The organism is Pantoea sp. USMM079, from assembly GCF_037153115.1.
Taxonomy (GTDB): Bacteria; Pseudomonadota; Gammaproteobacteria; order Enterobacterales; family Enterobacteriaceae; genus Pantoea; species Pantoea communis.
In genome coordinates this window covers 317,605-337,419 of record NZ_JBBCKX010000001.1, presented here as the reverse complement: position 1 = coordinate 337,419, position 19,815 = coordinate 317,605, and the positions used below count along the sequence as shown (strand labels likewise).

Below are 19,815 nucleotides of genomic sequence, written 5' to 3'. Positions count from 1 at the left end.
GTCGTCGCCTGACCTCAACAGACTGGCAGGCGCTACAGGACGTGTTCAGAGAGTTCACTATGTCGGCAAACGAAAACCACACACCGAATGCCCTGCCTGCGGGTTACCGGTTTAATGAATTTGAAATCAAGGAAGTGATTGGCGGCGGCGGCTTTGGCATTGTTTACCGTGCCTGGGACCATCAACTGGAACGCACCATCGCCATCAAAGAGTACATGCCGGTTTCACTGGCGGTGCGTGCCGCTGACCTGTCGCTGGAGTTGCGTGGCGAGCGCTTCCAGAAACTGTTCAACGCCGGACGTAACAGCTTCATTCAGGAAGCCCGTTTGCTCGCACGTTTTAATCATCCCGGCCTGCTGCACGTGTTGCGCTTCTGGGAAGAGAATGGCACCGCCTACATGGGCACGCTCTACTACAGCGGGATGACATTAAAAGAGTGGCAGGTCACCAGCCCGGACAGTATCGATGAGTCCTGGATTCGTCGGCTGTTACCGCCGCTGTTTGGCGCAATTAATACCATCCATACCGCCGGTTATCTGCACCGTGATATTTCGCTGGATAACATCCAAATCCAGGAAAATCAGCTGCCGGTGTTACTCGATTTTGGCTCAGCGCGGAAGGAGATCGGCAATCTCTCCGATGAAACCGAGATCATGCTGAAGCCTGGCTTTGCCCCGATTGAGCAATACAGCGAAGAGGGTGAAGTTGAGCAAGGTCCGTGGACCGATATCTATGCGCTTGGCGCGGTGCTGCACAATCTGATTACCGGCCATGCGCCTCCGGTTAGCGTGGTGCGCTGCATCGAGGATAACTATCAGCCACTGGTTGAACGCAAGCCAGCAGGCTATTCCCTGCCGCTACTGCATGCCATCGACTGTGCGCTGGCAATGAAACCCGGCGATCGCCCACAAAGCATTGATGCGTTTGCCAGCCTGATTGATTTGCCGGTGAGCGATGTTGAAGCACTGGTCACCACCTTCCCGGTGGCGGTTGAAGCTCCAGCTCCAGCGCCTGAACCCGTCGCCGCTCCGGTGCCTGAACCACAGGTAATGGCGGTGAATCATGCAGCGGCGGCGATTGAACCTGTCACGCCACGCAACGTGCGTCGCCTTTCGCCTGGTCTGGTCGCCGCCGCTGCCATTGCCATTCTGGCTGTGGTGGTGGTGGTGTGGAAAACGAATCGCCACAGTGAAACCGCTTCGATCGCCGCGACACCTTCTGCGTCAGCGCCGGTAGCGAGTCAGAGCGCAGCAGCCAGCGCGCCAGGTATGGCAACCGTCTATCTGCGCTTGCAGGAGGGAGAGAAAGTGCTGCTTAACGGCGAAGCGAAGGACGTGAAACCCACCAGCAGCGGCTTTGCTTCACTCAATCTGGCGGCGGGGAGTTATCGAATTGAAGTGCAAAATGGCAGCCAGATAATGAGCCAATCGCTGACCATTGACAAACCCGGAACCTGGCTGATTAATCCGGTTAAACAGTAGTTAACGCGCTGCAGACTGCTGCAGCGCCCTCACTTCAGCGGCCAGACGCGTCAACGCATCTTCCTGCATGCCGCGTTTACCCAACTCCTGTTCGAGGGAGTAGAGATACTGAGCATTGGTGCCCAATGGTCCGCTGGCCTGGGCAATCAACGGTGCGATGGTGCTGCGACAGGAGTCTGCTTCATACAGCGGGTGACGCGGATCCATGATGAATACCAACGCCGTCACTTTGCGAGCATCTTCCAGTTCCAGTTCGCACCAGGTTGGCAGATAACAGCCGGTGATCATCTCGCGCTTCCACAGCAGCTCCAGCTCGTCATGCAACCGCGCTTCGGGTAAACGGAAAGCCAGACCGCTGGTTGCACCGCCTTCTTTTAGCGCCAGCATACGACCGGGCGTCGATACCGTTCCTCTGCCAGCGGTCAGACGCAGACAGAAAGCACGATGCCAGCCTTCGAGTCGTCCGGAAGCCACTTCTTCCGCCTCAAAAACCGGGTTCCACATCAGGGAGCCATAGCCAAAAATCCACACCGGGCTTTGGTCAGGGCGACAAGCCAGTGTGGCAGCGAGTGACGCGGCACGCTTTTCACAGCTCCACAGCAGCGTTTCGTCGATATCGCCAAATGATGTTTTACAATCCGCTTTTAAAAGAAATTCCCGGGTTAACAATGCGACCTCCTCTACTGCGCTGACATCCTGTCGGTTCGGCTCCTCAAAGATGATGTCTTACAGGCAACACGCGTTGCGTCGACTTAAGAGAAGACATTAATGCATTTTTAACAAAAGTTTCAAGATTGACCCCGATCACAAAGGGGAAATTCTTTGTAAATAGCATCGGCTGCCTGGCAGATAACTTGAACAGAGTGATGACGAAGAAAGCAATGAAATGGCAAACATATACTTTAGTTACACAAGGTTTTTTAAATCAATAAAACTCCGATAAACCGCAATGAAATCAGATTAAAACAGGCATTACTTTATCTTAAAATTACTTTTATCGATTTACAACAAGATGAATAGTCTATGTTATTAGTAGATAATTGCTTCTTTTACTGTATTAGAATCAAAAACCTGACTAAGTAAAGTCGCGTAAAAAGCCTGAAACACAACTGTTGAAAAGTTACACTGCGCTGCGTCAGAAAAGTCATTATATTTATCAGGCACTGATCGCCTGTTTTGTTCTTTTTGCCGGAGAGGATGGTGAATGGCTACACATGAGAAAACCCGACATACCGAGTACTCACTGATTTTCCCGATTGTCGCGCTGACGGTGCTGAGCTTCTTTGGCGGTCAGACGGCATTATTGCCGATTATCGGCATCAACCTGCTGGCGCTGGTCGCCATCCTTTGTAGTGCTTTCAGCGTGGTGCGTCATGCTGACGTGCTGGCACACCGCCTGGGTGAACCCTATGGCTCGCTGATTTTGAGCCTGTCTGTGGTGATTCTGGAGGTCAGTTTGATCTCCGCCTTGATGGCCACCGGCGATGCTGCACCTGCGCTAATGCGTGACACGCTCTACTCCATCATCATGATTGTCACCGGCGGCCTGGTGGGCTTTGCGCTGCTGCTCGGCGGACGCAAATTCGCCACCCAATATGTCAATCTGGCGGGCGTAAAGCAGTACATGATTGCCATCTTCCCGCTGGCGATTCTGGTGCTGGTGTTTCCGAATGCGCTGCCAGGCGGTAACTTCACCACGGCTCAGGCGTTGATCATTGCCGCGATCTCCGCTGCCATGTACGGCGTGTTCCTGCTGATTCAGACCAAAACGCACCAGAGCCTGTTTGTTTATGAGCATGAGGATGACGGTGACGATGGCGATCCGCATCATGGTAAGCCTTCTGCGCATAGCTCACTGTGGCACACGGTATGGTTGATCATTCATCTGATCGCGGTGATCAGCGTGACCAAGATGAACGCCAACACGCTGGAGCATCTGCTGACGGAACTGAATGCACCTGAGCAGTTCACCGGTTTCCTGGTGGCCTTGCTGATTCTGTCGCCGGAAGGGTTAGGGGCCATCAAAGCGGTGTTAATGAACCAGGTACAGCGTGCGATGAACCTGTTCTTTGGTTCGGTATTAGCCACCATCTCTCTGACGGTGCCGGCGGTCAGCATCATCGCTACCCTGACCGGTCAGCAGCTGATATTTGGTCTTGAGCCACCACATATGGTGATCATGAGTGCCGCGCTGATTCTGTGCCATATTTCGTTCTCAACCGGGCGTACCAATGTGCTGAACGGCGCCGCGCATCTGGCACTGTTTGCCGGCTATTTACTGACAATTATGCTGTAGCGTCTGACGCTCAGATTCAAAGCAAAAAAAGGCGCCCATCGGCGCCTTTCTTACATCTGGATAACGCAATTAGTTGCTGGTATCCAGTTCCGGGAAGCTCTTCACCAGATCATCAATCGCTTTCATCTGCATCAGGAATGGCTCCAGCTTATCCAGCGGCAGCGCGGATGGGCCGTCGCATTTCGCGCTATTCGGCTCAGGGTGGGCTTCAATAAACAGACCGGCGATACCCACCGCCATACCCGCGCGAGCCAGTTCAGCTACCTGCGCGCGACGTCCACCTGAAGCCGCGCCGAACGGATCGCGCGTCTGCAGTGCGTGGGTCACGTCGAAGATAACCGGGCTGTTGTTGGTGACCTTCTTCATCACGTTGAAGCCCAGCATATCGACAACCAGGTTGTCGTAACCGAAATTGCTGCCACGGTCGCACAGGATTACTTTGTCGTTACCGCCTTCCGCGAATTTATCGACAATGTTACCCATCTGGCCTGGGCTAACGAACTGCGGTTTCTTAACGTTGATGACTGCACCGGTTTTCGCCATCGCTTCCACCAGATCGGTCTGACGCGCCAGGAACGCAGGCAGCTGAATCACATCCACCACATCCGCCACCGGCTGCGCCTGTGAAGCTTCATGCACATCAGTGATGATTTTCACGCCGAACGCCTGTTTCAGCTCCTGGAAAATCTTCATGCCCTCTTCCAGACCCGGACCACGGTAGGATTTGATGGAAGAGCGGTTAGCTTTGTCAAAAGAGGCTTTGAACACGTAAGGGATACCGAGTTTGTCGGTCACTTTTACATAGTGTTCGCAAATACGCATGGCGAGGTCGCGCGATTCCAGCACGTTCATACCACCAAAGAGAACAAATGGCAGATCGTTTGCGACCTTGATATCGCCGATATTTACTACTTTCTGAGTCATGCCCTTTCCTTATTGTCGAGATGACGCTTAGTGCAGCGTCACCTGTTTCTGTTCAATTGCGTGAATCTGCACTTTAATCATTTCGCTGACCGGGTCTTCTGGACACTGTTCAACGAAGTAGGTCAAATCGGTCAGTGCGATATGTTCACACTCAAGCTGAGCGTAGATTAACCCCCGATCGCGGATTTCATACGGGTCATCGGGATCAATCTGCAGCAGTACCTGGCTGACGTTTAACGCCAGTTCCATCTGCTTCTCTTCCATCAGTGCCGCTTTCAACGTATCCAGCATTTTACGCATCACGTTGATGGTTTTGGCTTCATCCAGATCATCATTGTAGAGCTTCGCAGTCGGGCTGATATTGCCCTTCAGCCACACTTCCAGCGTATGTGTATCCAGCGTTTCGCCGTTGAAAGGGTTGATCAACCACATTTCACCGTCCAGCCAGTCAGCACGCAGAATCAACTGGGTGGGGAAAATCACCGGGATCAGCGGCAGCTCCAGCTCGTCGGCAATGTGTAACAGTATCACCCCCAGCGATACGGCAGTGCCCTGTCGGCTCTTCAGCACTTTATCGATCCACAGCGCATCGGACAAATTGTAGACGCCGCTGGCGCCACCAAAGCCCCACTGGCGATAAAACAATTCAAGCAGCTTGCCCAGTTGCAAGTCGGCATCCTGTTCGCTGCTGACGTATTCCCGTGCTTCTTCAACTAATGCCGCCAGCTGTTGCTGAACGGATGGCGCAGAAAAATCATTGCGTATGGCGCAGGTTGCGCCAATCACCGCTTCACTCAACGGTGTTTCACTGTAATCAACTAGCTCTGGCGAGGTCATACTATCCCCAATAACGGCATTTTGGTCATCGCCAGCTTAATCACAAACAGCAGTGCTACGATTGCAATCAGACAAGCGATCCAACGTGTCCCCATCTTGCGTGGGCGACGGCTCAATGCCACGGAACCTAAGGCGATGTAGATAATAACCCCTAACAGCTTCTCCGTCAGCCAGCTTCCTTGCGGTGAGAACGGATAAAAGTGCGTAATCACCACCAGCAATACGCCACTGAGCAATAAAAAGGTGTCATTAATATGCGGCGCAATGCGAACCCAGCGGCGCTGCAGCATTGCCGAACCGGTGGTTAGCCAGTAAAAGCGCAGTAAAAACAGACTGATAGTCAGGGCAACCGTCAGCAGGTGAAAATGTTTAATCAGCGGATACCAGCTTGCCATGGTGCTTCCTTAAATCAAAAAAATTGCCCAAGTGTGACGCGCGGATTGCCGCCATAATCGTTAATGCTGCTGACCTGCTGATAGCCGTGCTGCGTCATGATGCCGCGCACCGCTTTATCCTGCTGCCAGCCGTGCTCCAGCAACAGCCAGCCACCGGGCTTTAACCACTGCGGCGTACGGTGAATAATCAAACGCAAATCAGCCAGCCCGGCCTCATCGGCCACCAGTGCACTGAGCGGTTCAAAGCGCACATCTCCCTGCTGCAGATGTTCATCGGCGGCATCGATATAAGGCGGGTTACTAACGATGAGATCGAAACGCTGGGCGGGAATGTCATCGAACCAGTGGCTGAGCTGGAAACGCGCATTGCTGATGTGCAACCGCTGAGCATTCTCATCAGCCAGCGCCACAGCTGCTGGGATACGGTCGCAGCCCAACACCTGGCAGTCAGGACGCTCACTCGCCAGCGCTAACGCGATAGCTCCGGTGCCAGTGCCAAGATCGAGTAAGGAGGAGGCGGTTGCGGGAATACGTAAGAGCGCCTGTTCCACCAGCACTTCGGTATCCGGACGCGGAATTAATGTGGCATCATTGACGCGCAACGGCAGCGACCAAAACTCACGCTCGCCCACCAGATGCGCAATCGGTTCGCCTTTCACCCGACGCGCCAGCAGCGCATCAAGTTCGGCAAGCTGAGTAGCGTCGAGTTCATGATCGTCAAACGCCACCAGCCAGCTGCGTGATTTTCCAGTAACAAAACCCAGCAAAATCTCCGCATCCCGTTTCGGGCTGTCTCCGCCACAGAGCGCGACCACTGCGTGCTTGAGCCAGTGGCGAATCATCATCAGTCTTGTCCAGCCAGCGCGGCCAGCTGATCGGCCTGATACTCCTGCACAATCGGCTCGATCAGCGTATCCAGCTTGCCTTCCATGGTTTCATCCAGGCGGTACAGCGTCAGGTTGATACGATGATCGGTAACACGACCCTGCGGGAAGTTGTAAGTACGGTTACGGTCCGAACGGTCGCCGCTGCCCAACAGGTTGCGACGGGTTGAGGCTTCTGCCGCATTACGCTTGGCGGTTTCGGCGGCATGAATACGCGCACCCAATACCGCCAGCGCTTTGGCTTTGTTTTTGTGCTGGGAACGTTCGTCCTGACACTCCACCACAATACCGGTGGGCAAGTGGGTAATACGAATCGCGGAGTCGGTGGTGTTAACGTGCTGACCACCGGCACCTGAGGAGCGGAAGGTATCGATTTTCAGGTCGCCCGCGTTGATTTCCGGCATTTCTGCTTCCGGCAATTCTGGCATCACCGCCACGGTGCAGGCAGAGGTATGAATACGGCCCTGCGATTCGGTTTCCGGGACGCGCTGAACGCGATGACCGCCGGATTCGAATTTCAAACGACCGTAAGCGCCTTCACCATTAATTCGGGCGATAACTTCTTTGTAGCCGCCGTGCTCGCCTTCGTTGGCGCTAATGATCTCGACCTGCCAGCGGCGTGCTTCGGCATAACGGCTGTACATACGGAACAGATCGCCTGCGAAAATTGCCGCTTCATCTCCGCCGGTTCCGGCGCGCACTTCCACAAAGCACGAACGTTCATCATCGGGATCTTTTGGCAGCAGCAGCACCTGAAGCTGTTGTTCCAGCACTTCACGCTTCTCACGCGAAATTTTTAACTCTTCGTTAGCCATTTCACGCATTTCAGGATCGTCGAGCATCATTTCAGCTGTTTCGATATCTTCCTGCACCTGCTGCCAGTCGCGGAAGCAACGGGTCACATCGGTCAACTGTGCATATTCGCGTGATAAGGCGCGAAAACGTTCCTGATCGCCAATGACGCCGGCATCGCCCAGCAACGCTTCAACTTCTTCGTGGCGTTCCTGGAGGGCTTCCAGCTTGGCAACAATAGAGCTCTTCATGTAATAGAGGGTATCCCAGTGATAGGTCGTGACAGACCAGATTACTCTAAACCGAGGCTGTCACGTAAGATCTGCAGGCGTTCGTTGTCGCCATCGCGCGCGGCCTGCTGCAGTGATTTGGTTGGTGCATGAATCAGACGGTTGGTCAGCTTGTGCGCTAACTCTTGCAAGACTTTCTCGGCATCCGCGCCCTGACGCAGCGCGGCAATCGCACGCTCCTGCAACTCGGCACGTACGTCGTCCGCCTGTGAACGATATTCGCGAATGGTGTCGCCCGCGCTTTGCGCACGTAGCCATGCCATAAATTCGCCACTTTCCTGCACAACTATGCTTTCGGCCTGGACTGCAGCGGCTTTGCGTTGTGCCATATTCTGCTCGATGATCGCTTGCAGATCATCGACGCTGTACAAATAGGCGTTCGCCAGCTTACCCACTTCAGGTTCGACATCACGCGGTACGGCGATATCCACCAGCAGCATCGGCTGGTTGCGACGTGCTTTCAAGGCGCGCTCCACCATGCCTTTGCCAATAATCGGCAGCGGGCTGGCAGTAGAAGAAATAATGATATCCGCATCGGCCAGACGGGTTTCAATATCACCCAACCCAATCACTTCTGCGCCCACTTCATCGGCCAGCAGCTGCGCACGCTCGCGGGTGCGGTTGGCAATCATCAACTTCTGCACTTTGTGTTCACGCAGATGACGCGCCACTAACTCGATGGTTTCCCCGGCGCCCACCAGCAACACGTTGACCGTGCTGAGTGATTCGAAGATTTGACGCGCCAGAGAACAGGCGGCGAAGGCGACAGAGACCGCGCTGGCACCGATTTCAGTTTCGGTGCGCACGCGTTTAGCGACGGAGAAGGTCTTCTGGAACATGCGCTCCAGCTCGCTGCTTAGCGCATGGTCACGCGAAGAATCAGCATGGGCCTTTTTAACCTGGCCGAGAATTTGCGGTTCGCCCAATACCAGCGAATCCAGACCGCTGGCAACGCGCATCAGATGGCTGACGGCGGCGTTGTCCTGATGCCAGTAAAGGCTGGCACGGACATCCTCTTCACGCAGATCGTGATACTCGCACAACCAGCGCACCAACCTCTCCTGCAAATCTGTCTGCTGCTCTACGCTGAGATAGAGTTCAGTACGATTACAGGTTGAGAGCACCACACCACTCTGAACCATCGGCTGGGACAACAGGCTATTCAGAGCCTGATCCAGCGTGTCTGGCAGAAACGCAACGCGTTCGCGCAGCGCAACAGGTGCGGTTTTGTGGTTGATTCCGAGAGCAAGCAGCGTCATGGTGATTCGGGTTGGGATGTCCCAATATTTGTCAGGGCTTTGTGAAGCGCATTCTACAAGATGCCACAGATCAAGAAAAGCCATACAAAGGCTATGACTGTAATAAGATTAAACTGATCGTGCGCAATTATCCTTACATCGGCATTGACGGCATAGTATTGGATGGTTAGCGTTATCGGTTACGAAGTAAAAACGTGTCTGAGGAGACGACCACGTGATGCATTTGCCCCCGCGCAAGCTGTTGCGCCTTTTGCCCCTTGCCAGCGTATTGCTGGCTGCTTGTAGCATCAACAAACCACAAGGTCCTGGCCCCAGCACCACCTCACCGCAATGGCAGCAGCATCAACAAGCCGTTGAGAAAATCACCCAATATCAAACGCGTGGCGCTTTTGCCTATCTTTCCGATAAGCAAAAAGTCTATGCGCGCTTTAACTGGCAGCAAACCGCCGCCGATCGCTATCGTCTGTTGTTAACCAATCCGCTGGGCAGCACCGAGTTGCAGCTGGATGCGCAGGGGTCGGTGGTGCAAATTGTCGATAACAAAGGCAAGCGCTATGTGAGCAATGACGCTGAGAAGATGATTTCACAGTTGACCGGCATGGATATTCCGCTGGCGAATCTGCGTCAGTGGATGATGGGTCTGCCGGGTGATGCCACGGATTATCAGCTCAATAGCAGCTATCAGTTGCAGAGTGTGAATTACAGCCGTAATGGCCAGCAGTGGAAAGTGAACATCTCTGATTACGACAGCAAGGTCAATCCACCGCTGCCGGCCAACCTGGAACTGACAGAAGGTGGTCAGCGTATCAAACTGCGCATGGATAGCTGGACCACGCAATGATCACCACCTGGCCTGCTCCGGCAAAACTGAATCTGTTTCTCTACATTACGGGCCGTCGCGCTGACGGCTACCACAATCTGCAAACGCTGTTTCAGTTTCTTGATCACGGCGACACGCTTGAGATCACGCCTGACAGCAGTGGGAACATTACTCTGCTGACGCCGTTAGCGGGCGTCGCCGATGACGATAACCTGATCGTGCGGGCGGCGCGGATGTTACAGCAAGCCGCGGTCGTTCGCGGTACGCTGCCCGAAAACGCGGGTGCGGAGATAGCCCTGGAAAAACGTCTGCCGATGGGCGGCGGACTGGGCGGCGGTTCATCGGATGCCGCGACCGTGCTGGTGGCGCTGAACCATTTATGGCAAACCGGGCTTAGCGTGGATGAGTTAGCCACCCTTGGCGTGCAGCTTGGTGCTGATGTTCCGGTGTTCGTGCGTGGGCACGCCGCCTTTGCCGAAGGGGTTGGCGAGCAGATTCAGCCTGCTGAACCGGAAGAAAAATGGTATCTGGTGGCACATCCTGGTATTAGCATCGGCACGCCGGATATCTTTCGCGATCCTGACTTGACGCGCAATTCACCGATACGCACATTAGATGAACTGTTACAGCGTCCTTTTCACAATGATTGTGAAGCTGTGGCAAGAAAACGTTTTCGCGAGGTTGATGCGCTGCTTTCCTGGCTGCTAGAATACGCGCCGTCGCGCCTGACCGGGACCGGATCTTGTGTATTTGCTGAATTTAGCACCGAATCCGCTGCTCGTCAGGTGCTGGAGCTTGCCCCGAAATGGATTAACGGATTTGTGGCGCGCGGACTTAATATCTCGCCGTTGCAACGTACCCTTTCCGGGCTCTAAGCGTTTGCGTGACAGTGCCACCCTGTTCCAGGCACTGCACGTGACGCATTAACACACCCGTATGAACGACTTCAAAAGTATTCGCCGGTTACTTTTGAAACGTTCATTCTCTGGACGCCAAGCCTGAGGTTCTTCTCGTGCCTGATATGAAGCTATTTGCTGGTAACGCCACCCCGGAACTAGCACAACGTATTGCCAACCGCCTTTACACTAGCCTCGGAGACGCCGCTGTCGGCCGTTTCAGCGATGGTGAAGTAAGTGTACAGATCAACGAAAATGTACGCGGTGGTGATATTTTCATCATCCAGTCCACCTGTGCCCCCACCAATGATAATCTGATGGAGCTGGTTGTGATGGTCGACGCGTTGCGTCGGGCTTCTGCTGGTCGTATTACTGCTGTTATCCCTTACTTTGGTTATGCCCGTCAGGACCGCCGCGTGCGTTCTGCTCGTGTGCCTATCACCGCCAAAGTGGTTGCCGATTTCCTCTCCAGCGTGGGTGTTGACCGTGTTCTGACGGTTGATCTGCACGCCGAACAGATTCAGGGCTTCTTCGATGTCCCGGTTGATAACGTGTTCGGTAGCCCAATCCTGCTGGAAGATATGCTGCAGATTGGCCTGGAAAACCCGATTGTGGTTTCCCCGGACATCGGCGGCGTCGTGCGTGCGCGTGCTATTGCTAAGCTGCTCAATGACACTGATATGGCTATCATCGATAAACGTCGCCCGCGTGCGAACGTTTCTCAGGTGATGCACATCATCGGTGACGTGGCAGGTCGTGACTGTGTACTGGTCGACGATATGATCGACACCGGCGGTACGCTGTGCAAAGCAGCTGAAGCGTTGAAAGAGCGCGGCGCGAAACGTGTCTTCGCTTATGCGACTCACCCCATCTTCTCTGGTAACGCGGTCGAAAACCTGCGTAAGTCAGTGATCGATCAGGTTATCGTGTGCGACACTATTCCGCTGTCAGACGAGATGAAAGCCCTGCCAATCGTGCGTACCTTAACGCTCTCTGGCATGCTGGCCGAAGCGATTCGCCGTATCAGTAACGAAGAGTCCATCTCCGCAATGTTCGAACATTAACACATTGCATGAAACCGGGCCCCGCGCCCGGTTTTTATTCCCAACAATCCGCTTCATTTACCGATTAAGCCGCTCTCGCTACAGATATTTTCGCGATAAATTTCGTTAAAATTCGCTATTCTCCCTGCCTTACACTCTTTTCATTCGACTCGCGATGCTGCACTTTAGCGGGCCATTGATTAGTGGTATTTTTCTCCACACTTTTTTCTGAGAACTCCGACCACTATGACTCTCGACATTTACACACTATTTGTTTGCGAGCTCTATGTGCTGGGTTTTTTGAGCATTATTTTGGTGTTCGCCTGGGTGGGTGCGCAGTACGATCGCGTGCTGGGGTTCACTACGCTGGCGCTCACATTGACCCTGACAGCGGTGTTTCTCAGCAGTCTGCGCAGTGCTGGATTTGTTTTTCTTCCCATCGCTGTCGGCAACGTGGTGATGATGCTGGCCTATGGCAATCTGCTGAACGCTTTTCGAGCATTCTGCAATAAACCTCTCGGCTTCAGCTGGTTAGCGGCTGCATTGTTATGGGCCATTCTCTGCGCGTTCCCGCAGTTTTACGCCAGCCAACCTAAACGCGTTTTAGTCATATGTCTGCTTTGCATTATTTACACCGGTGCCCTGATTCGCCTGTTGTGGCAATCGCGCGATGCACTGCAGGTGACCTTTTGGCCGGCGCAGATGTTGCTGTGGATCCATCTGCTGTTTCACGTGGCGCGTATATTCCTGGATGATGCCATCGCCACCCCGGTGCGCGGCGCGATAGCCGGTTCCAGCTTTTCGGTGTACGTGATTCTTGAATCCATTCTGTTTGTGATTGGCCTGACATTTACCATTCTGGCGATGGTCAATGAGCGCACGCAGATAGCTCACAAACGGGCCTCGCTTCACGATCCCCTGACCAGCGTCTGGAATCGTCGCGCTCTGTTCGAGCAAGCCGATAGATTAGTGTTACGCAATACGCGCAATCCGCAGCCATTAGTTTACTCGGCCGTGCTGTTTGATCTTGACCATTTCAAAGGCATTAACGATCGTTACGGCCATCTGCAAGGTGACCGCGTATTAATCGATTTTTGTCAGGTGGTGCAGGCGTTGCTGCCCGCAGAAGGTCATTTTGCCCGTCTGGGCGGTGAAGAGTTTGCGGCGATTCTGCCGGGCAATAGCGAGGATGCAGAACGGGTGTGTGAGCGTATCCGTCTGGCGACACAGCTGTCGCAGCCCAACGACGTCTGCTATACCGTGAGTATTGGCTATGCTACCGCTAACCATCGCGATCACACCTTCCCGATTTTACTCGGCCTGGCGGACGAAGCGTTATACCGTGCAAAAGCCAGTGGCCGTAACCGCGTCGAACGTTATTTTGTGCAGTTACAGCCGGTGCAGGAAGCCGCTCTCTCTTAATGTGAAGAGTGATTGCGGCGGCAGCGTTTGTCACCGTAATGGCGTAACCAGAAGTAGCGGTCTTCGACACGCTCACGTCCGCTGACGCGCGCCCCTACCAGCCACAACAGTGCCCCGACAAAGATGCTGAACATGGCACCATGCGCGAGGAATTGCGGCAGGTTTAACGCAGGCAGCTGATTAATAATGGAATAGCCGACGCCTAATACCATCGTCAGTAAACCTAAACACATCAGGCCATTACCTAAATAGCGGCATTGTTGACGTTTCATGATTCACCTCCATCCTTATGAAAAAGCAAAACAGCACGTATGGTTAACTTGTCATAAGTTTAGGCAATGACTGCCGGTTAAGTTGCGTACAGGATCACACATCCTTCACAATCTCTGACATTTCTTTACGGCCAGAGGCTTGATTTCGATAGAAATTGATAAGTCACGCAGAGGTATCATCTGTACTCAGCACCCTTTGTCATCGCCGCTTGCAGGCAGTAAACTATCGCCCTTTCCGCAGCAAGACAGGATAAACATCGTGAGCAGCATTAAACTGATTGTGGGGCTGGCCAATCCCGGCGCTGAATACGCCGCAACGCGCCATAACGCAGGTGCCTGGTATGTGGATTTGCTGGCCGACCGGAACAATCAGTCATTGAAAGAGGAGCCGAAATTCTACGGCTACACTGCACGCCTGTCACTGGCGGGTGAAGATGTCCGTTTGCTGGTGCCCACTACTTTTATGAACCTGAGTGGCAAAGCGGTTGCGGCAATGGCGACCTTTTATCGCATCGCACCAGAAGAGATTTTAGTGGCACACGATGAACTGGATCTGCCTCCTGGCATCGCCAAATTCAAACAGGGCGGTGGTCATGGCGGGCATAACGGTCTCAAAGACATCATCAGCAAGCTTGGCAATAACAATAATTTCCATCGCCTGCGGGTTGGCATCGGTCATCCCGGCGATCGCAATAAGGTTACCGGCTTCGTGTTAGGCAAACCGCCTGCCAGCGAGCAAAAACTGATTGACGATGCCGTGGATGAAGCGGTGCGCTGCACAGAACTGTGGCTGAAAGAAGACAAAATCAAGGCGATGAACCGCCTGCATGCGTTCAAGGCTGGCTAAGCCCAATTCCCGCGCCGCAGAAGGCAATTCTGTGTATAATGCGCAAAATTTTTTGAATCTGTCGGCGCTGCCAGCCAGTGCCGTACACTCAGTGAGAAAGGTAATCAGACCATGGGATTTAAATGCGGTATTGTGGGCCTGCCGAACGTCGGTAAATCCACCCTGTTCAACGCGCTGACTAAAGCGGGTATCGAAGCAGCCAACTTTCCGTTCTGCACCATCGAGCCTAACACCGGTGTGGTGCCAATGCCCGATCTGCGCCTCGATCAGCTGAGCGAAATCGTTAAGCCACAGCGTGTTGTGCCGACCACCATGGAATTCGTCGATATCGCCGGTCTGGTGAAAGGCGCATCCAAAGGTGAAGGCCTCGGTAACCAGTTCCTGACCAACATCCGTGAAACCGAAGCTATCGGTCACGTGGTGCGCTGCTTCGAGAACGACAATATTATTCACGTTTCCGGCAAAGTGAACCCGGCGGAAGATATTGACGTCATCAACACCGAGCTGGCGCTGTCCGATCTCGACACTTGTGAACGTGCTATTCAGCGTTGCCAGAAGAAAGCCAAAGGCGGAGATAAAGACGCTAAAGCTGAGCTGGCTGCATTGGAAAAATGTCTGCCACACCTGTCTGAAGCCGGTATGCTGCGTGCGCTGAAACTGGATGCTGATGAGAAAGCGGCTATTCGCTACCTGAGCTTCCTGACCCTGAAACCCACCATGTACATCGCCAACGTCAACGAAGACGGTTTTGAAAACAACCCGTATCTTGATCAGGTGCGTGCGATTGCAGAAGCCGAAGGTTCAGTGGTGGTGCCGGTATGTGCAGCCGTTGAATCCGACATCGCAGAGCTGGATGACGAAGAGCGTGACGAGTTCATGGCAGAGCTGGGTCTGGAAGAGCCGGGTCTGAACCGCGTGATCCGTGCAGGTTATGCCCTGCTCAACCTGCAAACTTACTTCACCGCTGGCGTGAAAGAAGTACGTGCATGGACCATCCCAGTGGGCGCGACCGCGCCACAGGCTGCCGGTAAAATTCATACCGACTTCGAGAAAGGCTTTATCCGTGCGCAGACCATCGCGTTTGATGATTTTGTCACCTATAAAGGTGAGCAAGGCGCGAAAGAAGCCGGCAAGATGCGCTCAGAAGGTAAAGAGTACATCGTGAAAGATGGCGACGTGATGAACTTCCTGTTCAACGTCTAATCTTCAAGTCGATGATTTGACCCTGTTGAATTAAATTCAGCCAAAAAAATCCACGCCTGGCGTGGATTTTTTATTTCCCATTAGGTAGATTCTTCCGCATTGCCCTCCGGGCGTGTTGGCCATCACATCGCTTTTATCGCTGGCCTAACAAACATTCACCGCTCGCTTTTCCGCAAAAATCCCCCTTCTGACCACCCTGCTTCAGAGTGTGAACCCGATCATGAAATTGGCTCATGCAGCTTTGAAGTTTAATCACTTTCAATCACTGAGTGACTCTGGCATAAAATTCGCATTGTTATTGACTTAAGACAATGTGAAATCTACCGCAGGTGATAGGCCGAAGTATCAGGTCTACCCGCCTAAAGCCGGAAAGGTTTTGCAGCTGAAATCAGGATACCCGAGCATCATGAGCAACGATTTTGCATTTTCAATTAAGAGCAGCGTTTTCGATGAGAACTACAATCCATCTGAAAATACGCGCATCACCACGAACTTTGCTAACCTGGCACGTGGAACCCATCGCCAGCAGAATTTGCGCAATGCCTTAATGATGATGAACAACCGTTTCAACTCTCTGGCGCACGCGGACAACCCAAAAGGCGATCGTTATGCTGTTGAGCTGGAAATCATTTCTGCGGAAATTGATATTGAAGGCAATGGCAAAACCTTCCCGGTGATCGAGATCCTGAAAACCAATATTGTTGATCGCAAAACTCAGCAGCGTACCGATGGCATCGTAGGCAATAACTTCTCGTCTTACGTGCGTGATTACGATTTTAGCGTGCGTCTGCTGGCGGCCAATAACAATAACTCCGGTTTCAGCCTGCCGGAAGGTTTCGGTGATCTGCACGGCAATATCTTTAAAAGCTTCGTCAACTCGGCGGCTTATCAGGAACGCTTTAATAAAAAGCCAGTGATCTGCCTGAGCGTATCGAGCAAGAACACCTATCACCGCACTGACTATCAGCATCCGGTATTGGGCTTTGAATATCAGCAAGATGAGCTGTCTCTCACCGACCATTACTTCGGCAAAATGGGATTGCAGGCGCGCTACTTCATGCCTGAAAACAGCGTCGCGCCATTAGCTTTCTATTTCACCGGTGACTTGCTGAATGATTACACGGATCTGGAGCTGATCGGCACCATCAGCACTATGGAGACGTTCCAGAAGATTTACCGCCCGGAAATTTACAATGCCAACTCTGCCGCAGGCCAGTGCTATCAGCCAAGCCTGACACATGGCGACCATTCATTAACGCGCATTGTTTACGATCGAGAAGAACGCAGCCGGTTGGCAATTGAGCAGGGGAAGTATACGGAAGAGCACTTCATCAAACCCTATCAAGACATTCTTGAGCAATGGTCTGCACATTACGTTCTTTGATTAAGCCAAAATAAAAGGTTATTGATTATGAAATTGTTATTGCCTACTTCAACGGCAGGAAGCTTACCGAAACCGGCCTGGCTTGCTCAACCTGAAACGCTGTGGTCGCCATGGAAATTGCAGGGTGATGAATTAGCCGAGGGCAAAAGAGATGCCCTGCTGTTATCCCTGCAGGATCAGCAATTGGCGGGTATTGATATCGTCAGTGATGGCGAGCAAACGCGCCAGCATTTCGTCACCACCTTTATTGAGCATCTCAGCGGCGTTGATTTTGAAAAGCGTGAGATTGTGAAAATTCGCAATCGCTATGACGCCAGCGTGCCGAGCGTGATCGGTGAAGTCGTACGTAAAAAACCAGTGTTTGTTGAAGATGCTAAATTCCTGCGCCAGCAAACCAAACAACAGATCAAGTGGGCTTTGCCAGGCCCAATGACCATGATCGATACGCTTTATGATGGTCACTACAAAAGCCGTGAAAAACTCGCCTGGGAATTTGCCAAAATTCTTAACCAGGAAGCCAAAGAGTTAGAAGCAGCCGGTGTTGATATTATTCAGTTTGATGAACCCGCATTTAACGTGTTCTTCGATGAAGTGAACGACTGGGGTATTGCCGCACTGGAAAGAGCCGTTGAAGGTCTGAAGTGCGAAACCGCCGTGCACATTTGCTATGGCTACGGCATTAAAGCGAATACCGACTGGAAAAAGACGCTTGGCACTGAGTGGCGTCAGTACGAAGAAGTGTTCCCTAAACTGCAGAAGTCTTCTATCGATATCATTTCACTGGAAGCGCAGAATTCGCGCGTGCCAATGGATCTGATTGAGCTGATCCGTGGCAAAAAAGTGATGGTCGGTGCCATTGATGTGGCGACCAACACCATTGAGACTGCGGAAGAAGTGGCTGATACCTTGCGTAAAGCACTGCAGTTTGTCGACGCCGATAAGCTTTATCCTTCTACTAACTGCGGTATGACGCCACTGTCGCGCCGTGTTGCCAGAGGTAAGCTGGAAGCCTTGAGCGCGGGTGCTGCTATCGTACGTAACGAACTCACCGCGTAATGCTGATCCACTCACCGCCCAACAAGACGGTGAGTGCTTTTCCCGGTGCCCAGCGATGTTCAAACGGGCACCGTTTTCAGTCTCCTGCCTGCCTCATTCGATCCTGATAAAACCTCATCAACCCTTATGCGCGTGCGCTTGCCTGTCGGCCAGTAACTGATCGACGAAGGTAACGATCTCCGGTTTGGTCTGCTCAATCTCCGCAATTTTGCTGGCGAACTTCGGCAAATAGGCTTTATGGGCATACAACAATTGATCCAGCACTTTGATCGCCGTGTCGCCCGCCGGAATCAGCGGATTAATGGTGAAAGCGTGTAATGCCGCACCGTAATCTCCAGTAACGGCGGCTTCAATCACTGTTTCCTCCATGGCTTTCATTAACTGAATCATGCCGCGCGCCGCAGGCGGTAACGCTCCCCAACGCAGCGGTTCTGCGCCATGAGAAGTGATGGCGGCAGTGACCTCCACCACGCAATCAAACGGTAAATCGGCAATCGCGCCATTATTGCGCGTTGAGACCACCATTAATTTTCCGCTGTTATTTTGAATCGATGCAATGAGATCGCAAGCCGCATCGCTGTAATGCGCCCCGCCCCGCTGACTTAACTCTTCAGGCTTGTAGTTAAGATTGACGTCTTTATATAACTCGAACAGCCGCGCTTCGGTTTTCTTCACCACTTCAGCACGCGTTTCATACTGTTCGAACTCTTCGATGGCATGGGCCAGCATCGGTTCCTGCAAATAGTAATAGCGATGGTAACCGCAGGGCAGCAGGCCAAGATGTTTTACCTGATCGTAGTTAAAAGGAATCTGATGAATATTTTTCAGCCCTTCATCGCTTTTTTCCTGCTGGTCTGGGGAATAGATTTTATCAATCAGTTCAGCGGTGCGTTCATTGCCCTGCTGATCCCAGACGCGATGCCAGTGGAAATGATTGAGCCCGGCAAACTTGAAATAGAGATCTTTCTCTTCCGCACCGAGCACGCTGCATGCCTGAGTGATATGGCCGAACGGCACATTGCACAGGCCAACGGTTTTTTCCCACTTGCCATATTTAATCGCCGCTTCGGTGACCATGCCTGCCGGATTAGTGAAATCCACCAGCCAGGCATTGGGGCATAATTGACGCATGTCTTCGATAATGTCGAGAATCACCGGCACCGTGCGAAACGCTTTAAATATCCCGCCCGGGCCGTTAGTTTCCTGGCCCAGTAAACCATTGGCTAATGGAATCACTTCGTCTTTTAAGCGTGCATCCAGCAACCCCACGCGGAACTGGGTGGTCACGTAATCCGCATCCTTTAACGCTTCCTTGCGATCGAGAGAAAGATGCACCTGCCAGTCGAGTTTGGCAGCCGCGATCATGCGTTTTGCCATACTGCCAACGATTTCCATCTTCTCTGCGCCGTCCTCAATATCGACCAGCCACAACTCGGCAATCGGTAACTGCTCCTGACGCAGGATAAGTCCTTCAATCAACTCTGGCGTATAGCTGGAACCCCCACCGATAGTGACAATCTTGATCTTATTTGGCATAGGATATAACTCCGTTTGGTTGCAATCAGGTGAGTAAAAAGCGCCGTTTCAGGCAGCATTGCGCCTCACCGCATGGATGATATTTTTCCTGGCTCAGGTTTATGTTATTTATTCAGCCTGCCTGCGCAGGCTGGAAAGGATATTCACTGCCGAAGAGATGACAACTCTGATTTACCCG

Annotated in this window: 19 protein-coding genes; 10 read left to right on the top strand and 9 right to left on the bottom strand. The window is 52.8% G+C overall.

What is annotated here, in order from left to right; all coding sequences use genetic code 11:
* Positions 1 to 59: 59 nt before the first annotated feature.
* Positions 60 to 1,481, top strand: a complete 1,422-nt coding sequence (locus WFP70_RS01555; RefSeq protein ID WP_337022408.1) for a serine/threonine protein kinase — start codon at positions 60 to 62, stop codon at positions 1,479 to 1,481.
* Here WFP70_RS01555 and WFP70_RS01550 read toward each other — a convergent pair whose 3' ends face one another.
* On the bottom strand, positions 1,482 to 2,150 hold the full coding sequence (locus WFP70_RS01550; protein ID WP_337022407.1) for a gamma-glutamylcyclotransferase: 669 nt from the start codon (positions 2,148 to 2,150) through the stop codon (positions 1,482 to 1,484).
* A gap of 535 nt (positions 2,151 to 2,685) precedes the next feature.
* Here WFP70_RS01550 and chaA point away from each other — a divergent pair.
* Positions 2,686 to 3,777, top strand: coding sequence for a sodium-potassium/proton antiporter ChaA (chaA, locus tag WFP70_RS01545; protein WP_097116833.1), 1,092 nt, complete (start codon positions 2,686 to 2,688; stop codon positions 3,775 to 3,777).
* Between the two features lie 69 nt (positions 3,778 to 3,846).
* Here the strand turns inward: chaA and kdsA are convergent, their stop codons facing one another.
* Genes kdsA through hemA form a run of 6 tightly spaced genes read right to left on the bottom strand, consistent with a single transcriptional unit; the run spans position 3,847 to position 9,158 of the window.
* The gene (gene kdsA, locus WFP70_RS01540; RefSeq protein ID WP_337022406.1) at positions 3,847 to 4,701 is read right to left on the bottom strand and encodes a 3-deoxy-8-phosphooctulonate synthase; all 855 of its coding nucleotides are present in this window, start codon (positions 4,699 to 4,701) and stop codon (positions 3,847 to 3,849) included.
* A gap of 27 nt (positions 4,702 to 4,728) precedes the next feature.
* Positions 4,729 to 5,538 (bottom strand): invasion regulator SirB1, encoded by an 810-nt coding sequence (sirB1, locus tag WFP70_RS01535; protein WP_034824266.1) that lies wholly within the window; start codon positions 5,536 to 5,538, stop codon positions 4,729 to 4,731.
* Complete coding sequence (locus WFP70_RS01530; RefSeq protein WP_097116831.1) at positions 5,535 to 5,933, bottom strand: SirB2 family protein; 399 nt, start codon at positions 5,931 to 5,933, stop codon at positions 5,535 to 5,537. Before WFP70_RS01530 ends, sirB1 begins: the two co-directional genes overlap by 4 nt.
* 14 nt (positions 5,934 to 5,947) lie before the next feature.
* Positions 5,948 to 6,778, bottom strand: a complete 831-nt coding sequence (prmC, locus tag WFP70_RS01525) for a peptide chain release factor N(5)-glutamine methyltransferase (RefSeq protein ID WP_337022405.1) — start codon at positions 6,776 to 6,778, stop codon at positions 5,948 to 5,950.
* Complete coding sequence (prfA, locus tag WFP70_RS01520) at positions 6,778 to 7,860, bottom strand: peptide chain release factor 1 (RefSeq protein WP_034824272.1); 1,083 nt, start codon at positions 7,858 to 7,860, stop codon at positions 6,778 to 6,780. Before prfA ends, prmC begins: the two co-directional genes overlap by 1 nt.
* Positions 7,861 to 7,901: 41 nt before the next feature.
* Positions 7,902 to 9,158 (bottom strand): glutamyl-tRNA reductase, encoded by a 1,257-nt coding sequence (gene hemA / locus WFP70_RS01515; protein WP_058960216.1) that lies wholly within the window; start codon positions 9,156 to 9,158, stop codon positions 7,902 to 7,904.
* A 217-nt stretch (positions 9,159 to 9,375) separates the two neighbouring features.
* Here hemA and lolB point away from each other — a divergent pair, with 217 nt between their 5' ends.
* The 4 genes from lolB to WFP70_RS01495 all read left to right on the top strand — a co-directional run bounded on the left by lolB (position 9,376) and on the right by WFP70_RS01495 (position 13,339).
* The gene (gene lolB, locus WFP70_RS01510; protein WP_034824277.1) at positions 9,376 to 9,999 is read left to right on the top strand and encodes a lipoprotein insertase outer membrane protein LolB; all 624 of its coding nucleotides are present in this window, start codon (positions 9,376 to 9,378) and stop codon (positions 9,997 to 9,999) included.
* Positions 9,999 to 10,853 carry a 4-(cytidine 5'-diphospho)-2-C-methyl-D-erythritol kinase gene (gene ispE, locus WFP70_RS01505; RefSeq protein WP_337022722.1) on the top strand — a complete coding sequence of 285 codons (855 nt, stop codon included), beginning with the start codon at positions 9,999 to 10,001 and terminating at the stop codon, positions 10,851 to 10,853. The genes lolB and ispE overlap by 1 nt, the downstream gene beginning before the upstream one ends.
* A gap of 137 nt (positions 10,854 to 10,990) precedes the next feature.
* Positions 10,991 to 11,938: a ribose-phosphate diphosphokinase gene (gene prs, locus WFP70_RS01500; RefSeq protein WP_034824282.1), complete on the top strand. Its 948-nt coding sequence runs from the start codon at positions 10,991 to 10,993 to the stop codon at positions 11,936 to 11,938.
* A gap of 225 nt (positions 11,939 to 12,163) precedes the next feature.
* A complete protein-coding gene (locus tag WFP70_RS01495) occupies positions 12,164 to 13,339 on the top strand; it encodes a GGDEF domain-containing protein (RefSeq protein WP_034824284.1) in 1,176 nt (391 codons plus the stop codon).
* Here the strand turns inward: WFP70_RS01495 and ychH are convergent.
* Positions 13,336 to 13,611, bottom strand: a complete 276-nt coding sequence (gene ychH, locus WFP70_RS01490; RefSeq protein ID WP_034824286.1) for a stress-induced protein YchH — start codon at positions 13,609 to 13,611, stop codon at positions 13,336 to 13,338. The genes WFP70_RS01495 and ychH overlap by 4 nt on opposite strands.
* Positions 13,612 to 13,870: 259 nt before the next feature.
* On the opposite strand from ychH, the gene pth reads away from it, so the two are divergent.
* The 4 genes from pth (at position 13,871) to WFP70_RS01470 (ending at position 18,101) form a co-directional block, all read left to right on the top strand.
* Positions 13,871 to 14,458, top strand: a complete 588-nt coding sequence (gene pth / locus WFP70_RS01485) for an aminoacyl-tRNA hydrolase (protein WP_034824288.1) — start codon at positions 13,871 to 13,873, stop codon at positions 14,456 to 14,458.
* 111 nt (positions 14,459 to 14,569) lie between these two features.
* Positions 14,570 to 15,661: a redox-regulated ATPase YchF gene (ychF, locus tag WFP70_RS01480; RefSeq protein WP_034824290.1), complete on the top strand. Its 1,092-nt coding sequence runs from the start codon at positions 14,570 to 14,572 to the stop codon at positions 15,659 to 15,661.
* 406 nt (positions 15,662 to 16,067) lie between these two features.
* Positions 16,068 to 17,045 (top strand): DUF1852 domain-containing protein, encoded by a 978-nt coding sequence (locus WFP70_RS01475; protein ID WP_058960220.1) that lies wholly within the window; start codon positions 16,068 to 16,070, stop codon positions 17,043 to 17,045.
* 27 nt (positions 17,046 to 17,072) lie between these two features.
* Positions 17,073 to 18,101 (top strand): methionine synthase, encoded by a 1,029-nt coding sequence (locus WFP70_RS01470; protein ID WP_097116825.1) that lies wholly within the window; start codon positions 17,073 to 17,075, stop codon positions 18,099 to 18,101.
* A gap of 117 nt (positions 18,102 to 18,218) precedes the next feature.
* Here the strand turns inward: WFP70_RS01470 and WFP70_RS01465 are convergent, their stop codons facing one another.
* The gene (locus WFP70_RS01465; protein WP_337022404.1) at positions 18,219 to 19,637 is read right to left on the bottom strand and encodes a 6-phospho-beta-glucosidase; all 1,419 of its coding nucleotides are present in this window, start codon (positions 19,635 to 19,637) and stop codon (positions 18,219 to 18,221) included.
* Between the last annotated feature and the right edge of the window lie 178 nt (positions 19,638 to 19,815).

Coding starts and splice junctions, on each gene's coding strand:
- WFP70_RS01555 (WP_337022408.1), top strand. CDS start 60: ATGTCGGCAAACGAAAACCACACACCGAATGCCCTGCCTGCGGGTTAC.
- chaA (WP_097116833.1), top strand. CDS start 2,686: ATGGCTACACATGAGAAAACCCGACATACCGAGTACTCACTGATTTTC.
- kdsA (WP_337022406.1), bottom strand. CDS start 4,701: ATGACTCAGAAAGTAGTAAATATCGGCGATATCAAGGTCGCAAACGAT.
- sirB1 (WP_034824266.1), bottom strand. CDS start 5,538: ATGACCTCGCCAGAGCTAGTTGATTACAGTGAAACACCGTTGAGTGAA.
- WFP70_RS01530 (WP_097116831.1), bottom strand. CDS start 5,933: ATGGCAAGCTGGTATCCGCTGATTAAACATTTTCACCTGCTGACGGTT.
- prmC (WP_337022405.1), bottom strand. CDS start 6,778: ATGATGATTCGCCACTGGCTCAAGCACGCAGTGGTCGCGCTCTGTGGC.
- prfA (WP_034824272.1), bottom strand. CDS start 7,860: ATGAAGAGCTCTATTGTTGCCAAGCTGGAAGCCCTCCAGGAACGCCAC.
- hemA (WP_058960216.1), bottom strand. CDS start 9,158: ATGACGCTGCTTGCTCTCGGAATCAACCACAAAACCGCACCTGTTGCG.
- lolB (WP_034824277.1), top strand. CDS start 9,376: ATGCATTTGCCCCCGCGCAAGCTGTTGCGCCTTTTGCCCCTTGCCAGC.
- WFP70_RS01495 (WP_034824284.1), top strand. CDS start 12,164: ATGACTCTCGACATTTACACACTATTTGTTTGCGAGCTCTATGTGCTG.
- ychH (WP_034824286.1), bottom strand. CDS start 13,611: ATGAAACGTCAACAATGCCGCTATTTAGGTAATGGCCTGATGTGTTTA.
- ychF (WP_034824290.1), top strand. CDS start 14,570: ATGGGATTTAAATGCGGTATTGTGGGCCTGCCGAACGTCGGTAAATCC.
- WFP70_RS01475 (WP_058960220.1), top strand. CDS start 16,068: ATGAGCAACGATTTTGCATTTTCAATTAAGAGCAGCGTTTTCGATGAG.
- WFP70_RS01470 (WP_097116825.1), top strand. CDS start 17,073: ATGAAATTGTTATTGCCTACTTCAACGGCAGGAAGCTTACCGAAACCG.
- WFP70_RS01465 (WP_337022404.1), bottom strand. CDS start 19,637: ATGCCAAATAAGATCAAGATTGTCACTATCGGTGGGGGTTCCAGCTAT.